Raw genomic sequence first — 6,494 nt, forward strand, 5'->3', positions numbered from 1 at the left:
CATTTTGTGCTGTCTTTTTCTATCAGTGATCTTGCGAAACGAGGAGAGATTGGAATGTGTGGACGATATTATGTGGATGATGATACAGCCAGAGAAATAGAAAAAGTGGTCCGGGAGGTGGATGAGAAACTGAGAAGAGAGCGCAGGGGTGATATTTATCCCTCTCAGTCTGCAACTGTGATCACCGGAAGGAAACCACATCTTCTGGCAGAAGAAATGTTATGGGGCTTTCCGCAATATCAGAAAAAAGGGCTGCTGATTAATGCAAGAGCAGAAACAGCTCTGGAAAGAAAGTCGTTCCGGGATAGTGTGATGCACAGACGCTGTATCATTCCGGCAAAGCAGTTTTATGAATGGGATCCGGATAAGAATAAAGTTACTTTCCTGAGAGAAAATCAGCCGGTCTTATTCATGGCGGGTTTTTACAATCGCTTTCAGGATGAAGACCATTTCATTATCTTAACTACCCAGGCAAATGAATCGGTCAGTCCTGTGCATCATCGGATGCCGTTGATTCTGGAAAGATCCGAATTGGAAGATTGGGTATATGAAGACACGTTTTTGGAATATGCACTGCATAAAAAGCCGCCACAGTTGGCACGAAGGCAGGACTATGAACAACAGAGTTTATTTTTAATGTAAAAGGAGCCGTCTGAATTTAATCAGGCGGCTCGGTGTTATTTTATGGCATTTTTGGTTAAGCACACAGGAGTTCCTTACGATCCCGAGAATAAAAGTATGCATGATCTGAAAGAATTTCTTCTGGGATGACCATTGTTTCATTGACTTCCCGAATGATTTCGTTTAATTCCATGCAGTCAGTATCAGAAGCTTTTAATAACAGAACTTCATGTACGCTGCTGGGAATGACAAAAAAATCATCCTGTAATGTTTTACCGATTTGATTCATGAGATCATCATACAGTGTACAGATAGCACCGTGTTGTCTTATAGCATTAGAGAGTATGAACAATTCTGATTTCATGACACAATCTCTGTCTGAATCTATAAACTCATTTGAGCTAGGAAAAGCATTTTGCAGAAAATCAGACATAGGTGTGAGTTCAGCAGGAAAGACACGAGGAGTGTTTTTTCTTGCATCTGAGAAGATGGTATTTAGATCTTTTCCCCAGGTCTTTAGATGTTCATTTCGAATCAGAACCGTTGCCATTCTACTATCCTTACAGTCCAAAAGTACATAAAAGACAATTGCCAGATCCAAATAAGGAATATGCGGTACATCTTTTAGTAGCGACTGATTTGACTTGAAATTGACTAATTTGTAGAGGAGCTTTTCTTGAAGTTTTTCATAATTGAGTAGCATTTCTGTGTCCGTAAAGGAAACATCTGCCGCCTGGTGATACAGCTCAACAATATCTTCTGCAATCAGTGAAAGAGATTTTCCGGTCAGATAGAATTCATACCATTCGTCCAGATACAAAACAGGGCTTATATTGGATGTATCATTGGAAAATTCAATTCCATGCTTCAGGGTGTTATTGTTCTTAGTCGTTGTGATAGGATTCAGGCTGATATGGGAATCAAGCCTGCTTTCCAGTTCTTTGAGTAATGTTTCTTGAAATTCGTTGTAATTCATAAAAATCTCCCTTCTGGTAAATTATTGGGCAATCATTTTTGTGAATAATTCGTTTGTCCTTCCCTCCTTCCTGCATTTAGGCAAAAAAAGAGAATGGACACAAATGCGTTCATTCTCTAATATGCTGCAGATTCCTGCAAAATAAAAAAGCCAGAAGGCTCTGCTCTGTGATGGCAGAGAAATCCTCCTGACTTATATACAAACCTAAACTGCGTGTGAATATCCATTACGGATGACACAAATAATGATTACAAAATTATTTTAACACTATATATAGAAGATGTCAAATGATCAAAAACTATATATTGTATATACGGGGAATTTATAACATCAATGATTGTAAAAAATATCAGATGAGGTGTAGATTCCATATTTTCACTCTTGTAAAAAGAATACCAGTTCGATATAATAATTTAAAAGGAGGCGAACATAAGTTTGGATAAAGTGATTTTTCATATTGATGTGAATTCAGCCTTCCTTTCCTGGGAGGCTGTTTACCGCCTCTATCATTTAGGAGGAAAAGTAGATCTGCGGGATGAAGTAGCTGCTGTCGGAGGTGATATGGCCATGAGGCATGGAATTATCCTGGCAAAATCAATCCCGGCAAAGAAATATAATATCAAAACCGGCGAGAGTATTGTGGAGGCACTTCAAAAGTGTCCGCAGCTTAAATTGGTTCCTCCGAATTATAGTTTGTATGAAAGATGTTCCGCTGCTTTTATGGAGATCCTTCGGCAATACTCTCCGGATGTTGAGCAATATAGCGTGGATGAGGCATTTGTTGATATGACCGGCACCGAAAGTTTGTGGGGAGAACCGGTCACTGCAGCCAACCGTATTCGGAATCAAATCAGGGAAGAATTAGGATTTACGGTGAATGTCGGGATATCGGAGAATAAACTGCTGGCGAAAATGGCAAGTGATTTCCAAAAGCCTGACCGAGTCCATACCTTATGGAAGCATGAGATTGAAATGAAAATGTGGTCGCTACCGGTAACGGATCTGTTCTTCGTTGGGCGAGCTACTGCAAAGAAATTGTTTCATATGGGAATCCATACGATTGGTGAGCTGGCACAGTCTGATCCGATTATGCTGAAAAGTCATTTGAAAAAGCATGGAGAGGTGATTTGGGCATTTGCGAACGGGATGGATGTTTCTGTGGTTCAGTCAGAAGCTCCAGCAAATAAAGGATATGGAAACAGCACCACCATTGCTTTTGATGTTACAGATGTATCTACAGCCAAGCTGGTTCTCCTTGCTTTGGCAGAGACAGTTGGAACCAGACTGCGGGCGGCAGGCGTCCGTGCAGAGGTAATCGCCGTCGGAATCAAAACATTTGATCTTCAGTATGCAAGCCATCAGATGACATTGAATAATGCAACCAACATTACGATAGAAATCCATCGTTGTGCATGTCAGCTCTTTGATTCTCTTTGGAATGGGAAAGCAATCCGGCATCTGGGCATTCATACCAGCAGGATTAAGGATCATATGGATATGCGGCAGCTTGATATGTTTGATACAACGGATTATGAAAAGCTGGAGCATATGGATGCAACTGTAGATAAGATTCGGATGCGTTATGGCAGGGATTCTTTAAAACGGGCAGTATTTGTAGGAAGCAGGATTGATCACATGTCAGGTGGTATCAGTCGGGAAAAACGTACAGTTGATTATAAGAAAGTAAAGGTAGAATAGGAGGTGTCATTTGATGGGATTTTCAATCGGTATGGAAGAGGAAAAGCTTCAGGAGCAAGCAATTCGGGGAGTGCCACATAAGGTTGCAGCAGACTGCTGGTTTACCAGCACCGGTAAAATGATCCCCAGAATGATAAAATATGAGGATACTGAGGGAGCCAGGCATTTACTGAAAGATATTGAAGTGCTAAAATCTGATAAGAAGCATTATGCGGGTATTCTGATGTATCGATATGACTGCAGAGCAGTTGTGAATAATCGGATGCAGAACTTTATCCTATGTTACCATCCGGAAAATAATACGTGGGATATGATATTCCCGGAATAGAAAGGAGTACAAAAGATGAATCCATTTATAGATTGCCCTGTGTATGAAACAGAGCATTTTATTATAAGAAAACTTAAGCGAGAAGATGCAGAGGCATTATTTTCCTGCTATTCAGATTCGGATGCGGCAAGATTTTTCAATGGAGATTGCTGTGGGGATGATTTTTATTATACAGATTTGGAAAAATTCAAAGAATGTGTAGAATTCTGGCTGGAGCGGTATGAAGTACAGGATTTTGTACGCTGGAGCATCCTTGACAAAGAAACCAATTATCTGATAGGAACAATAGAGATTTGTCCTTCTTTAAAATATGCAGTAGATGGGAAACGTATGGGGATTTTGAGAATAGATTTAAAATCTGACTACGAAAGACAGGAAGTGTTAAACGAACTTATGAGTATCCTAATTGAACATGCTTATGATGATTTTCAGGTTTCATCGTTGCTCATGAAAATTCAAAAGGATGCTGAAGAAAGGAAGACGTTGGTTAAAACATATCAGTTTGTTACAGCGAAAGATGAATGTAATATTTCTTTTGAGGATTACTATATCAGGTACAAATAAAAAGAGCCGTCCGGATAGGCGACTTGTATACTGTAGATTTGATTCGAGTTCAATATAGAGATGAAGTGCTTTGGAGCAATATTGTTCAAGAAGTAATCACCAAGGCATAAGAAAAATTACATTCATTTTTAGAAATTGATTTGGAAAAAGGTATAAAAAAGTTAAGAAAAAGTATCATTAGCTTTTTGTTATACTTTTTGTCAATATACTGAGTTGTTCTTCAATGATCTGCACCAATTCATCAGCACTTTCTTTTCTTCCGCCTTTGAGCCAGACGGTTAGTATACTGATGGTAAATCCGGTACGGATAGCAATAAAATAATTGCCGTGTTTCATATTAATTCCAGGAAGTTCTCCAAAGCGCTGTTGCAAAATATCAGCATTTTTCATATGACAGGCATAGATAATGTCCTGTCTGCCTATTTGCATCAACAGTTCTAATATGTCACTATGATTTACCCAATAGTCAAAATAGTGTCTGGCAAGATCAAGTTCTCCCTGAAACAGCTTCGGGTGATAGCTTCCTAAAACTTCATAAAAACAAGTATCGCATTTCCAATACAGCACATCGGAAATATTGTCAAATGCCCGATAGAACGTTGTTCTCGCTACTCCGGAAACCTTTTGCAAATCACTCACCGTGATCTGGTCAAAAGGTTTTTTCTTTATACATTCCAACAGTCCTTTATAAATAAGTTCGGATGATTGAACGGCTCGCTTATCTTTACTGATATGATACATATGCTTCCTCCGCTTTTTCGCTACAAGTTTTGGGTTGTGTGTAGCACTTGGTTTGAAACAATTGTATCACAGATTTATTTCCGCTACAATTGTATCGTAAATAAAATTAAAAAGGAGCGACGGGTATGGAAGCAATTATACAAGGGTGGTTATCTATATGGCTGTATGTGATGGGAGCGATTGGTGTTATATTAAGCTATCTGATTTATAAAAACAGGAAAACCTGGTCGATACTCAATATTCTCTGTACATTGGCGGTCATTGTACTGATATTGCACGTAATTGAGGAATGGGTATTACCGGGAGGACTGCACTATTCCTATAACATCAATCACGGTTCTTTGCTTCTAAGCAAATATCCGATGAACCGATTGACCGATATGATTACCAACTTCGGTGCAGTTGTCATTGGCTGTGTTGTACTCAGGGTATGGGGATTTAAAAAGCCTGCAGGAATTGCAATCATGCTATTCTCTGCGATGGAAGTGGTGATGCACATCGGTATTGGAATCCAGGATATGCAGATTTTTAGCAAATATGGAATGAGTACCATTTATTCGCCAGGGCTTATTACTTCGCTGTTTGGTTTCCTTCCTGTCTGTATTGGCCTTGCCATTCATCTGTTTAAGAAAAAAGAGAATCGGCCAAAGCTTACACAATGGATTATTGCGATTGTTGCAACGGGGGCACTTGGATTTTTGTTAATCAATCTGCCTGAAGCGATACTCAGCAGTGAAAACACTCCTTACGAATTTACCGATCGTGGTTACTATGAGAAGTATGGAGAACAATACGAACAGGACAATGGATACGAATATTTTGTACCGGAAGCGGAGGAACAGTAAATGAAGAACAATACGATGATTTTACAAGATAAAAATGGAAAAGAAATGACTGTAGCAGTACGAGGTGCATTGCCGGTGGATTCTCCCTGTGCTCGCTATACAGGCTTCAAGCAGGAAACTCTTCTTCTGAAAAAGGGGACAATTCGCTTGAAAGGATATATGCCTCTGCCTTGTGACATTATTTTAGAACGAGATGTACCAATAACCTTGCGGGATGGTGTAACAATTTATACGGATATTTTCCGTCCGAATGATGATGAACCACATCCGGCTATTATGGCTATGAGTCCATATGGAAAAGAAATCGGTTCCCAATGGCTGGACGATACACCGAATCATGCCGGCATTCCTATGGATGCTACATCGGGTCTGCAAAAGTTTGAAGGTCCTGATCCTGCTTATTGGTGTAATCACGGTTATGCAATCATTAATCCTGATGTGCGTGGAGCGTACAATTCAGAAGGCATTATCCTCTTTTTTGGTAGTGACTATGGCAGGGATGGCGCGGATATTATTGAGTGGGCGGCAAGTAGGCAGTGGTGCAATGGGAAAATCGGTATGAGCGGAAATTCATGGCTTGCTATTTCCCAGTGGTTTGTTGCCGCACAAATGTCGTCTCGCAAAATAAAGTTCCTGTCTCCTGCACAAAAACAGCGAATTATTATATCAGTTCCATAATGATGTCTCTTTGTACGTGCCTGTAATTACGGCGCGCTTTTTT

At 39.9% G+C, this 6,494-nt stretch carries 8 protein-coding genes; 6 read left to right on the forward strand and 2 right to left on the reverse strand.

Annotated features, from left to right (window positions below; genetic code table 11):
• Window positions 1-54 precede the first annotated feature (54 nt).
• Entirely contained in the window at window positions 55-642 is a 588-nt protein-coding gene (locus ACTNBR_RS13635; RefSeq protein ID WP_235251282.1) for an SOS response-associated peptidase, read from the forward strand.
• 55 nt (window positions 643-697) lie between these two features.
• On the opposite strand, the gene ACTNBR_RS13640 is transcribed toward ACTNBR_RS13635, so the two are convergent.
• Window positions 698-1,597 (reverse strand): DUF5688 family protein, encoded by a 900-nt coding sequence (locus ACTNBR_RS13640; RefSeq protein WP_347375395.1) that lies wholly within the window; start codon window positions 1,595-1,597, stop codon window positions 698-700.
• Between the two features lie 429 nt (window positions 1,598-2,026).
• Here ACTNBR_RS13640 and ACTNBR_RS13645 point away from each other — a divergent pair, with 429 nt between their 5' ends.
• Genes ACTNBR_RS13645 through ACTNBR_RS13655 form a run of 3 tightly spaced genes read left to right on the forward strand, consistent with a single transcriptional unit; the run spans window position 2,027 to window position 4,187 of the window.
• Complete coding sequence (locus tag ACTNBR_RS13645) at window positions 2,027-3,295, forward strand: DNA polymerase Y family protein (protein ID WP_427738672.1); 1,269 nt, start codon at window positions 2,027-2,029, stop codon at window positions 3,293-3,295.
• 13 nt (window positions 3,296-3,308) lie between these two features.
• Entirely contained in the window at window positions 3,309-3,623 is a 315-nt protein-coding gene (locus ACTNBR_RS13650) for a hypothetical protein (RefSeq protein WP_427738642.1), read from the forward strand.
• 15 nt (window positions 3,624-3,638) lie between these two features.
• Entirely contained in the window at window positions 3,639-4,187 is a 549-nt protein-coding gene (locus tag ACTNBR_RS13655; protein WP_320813684.1) for a GNAT family N-acetyltransferase, read from the forward strand.
• A gap of 177 nt (window positions 4,188-4,364) precedes the next feature.
• Here ACTNBR_RS13655 and ACTNBR_RS13660 read toward each other — a convergent pair whose 3' ends face one another.
• Window positions 4,365-4,928: a TetR/AcrR family transcriptional regulator gene (locus ACTNBR_RS13660; protein ID WP_427738644.1), complete on the reverse strand. Its 564-nt coding sequence runs from the start codon at window positions 4,926-4,928 to the stop codon at window positions 4,365-4,367.
• Between the two features lie 125 nt (window positions 4,929-5,053).
• On the opposite strand from ACTNBR_RS13660, the gene ACTNBR_RS13665 reads away from it, so the two are divergent.
• Together ACTNBR_RS13665 and ACTNBR_RS13670 are read left to right on the forward strand one after the other, a co-directional pair.
• Window positions 5,054-5,773: an HXXEE domain-containing protein gene (locus ACTNBR_RS13665; RefSeq protein WP_320813686.1), complete on the forward strand. Its 720-nt coding sequence runs from the start codon at window positions 5,054-5,056 to the stop codon at window positions 5,771-5,773.
• Complete coding sequence (locus tag ACTNBR_RS13670) at window positions 5,774-6,451, forward strand: CocE/NonD family hydrolase (RefSeq protein ID WP_441018702.1); 678 nt, start codon at window positions 5,774-5,776, stop codon at window positions 6,449-6,451.
• Window positions 6,452-6,494: the final 43 nt, after the last annotated feature.

Source organism: Bariatricus sp. HCP28S3_F11 (assembly GCF_052065395.1).
In the GTDB taxonomy this organism is placed as follows: Bacteria; Bacillota; Clostridia; order Lachnospirales; family Lachnospiraceae; genus Allocoprococcus.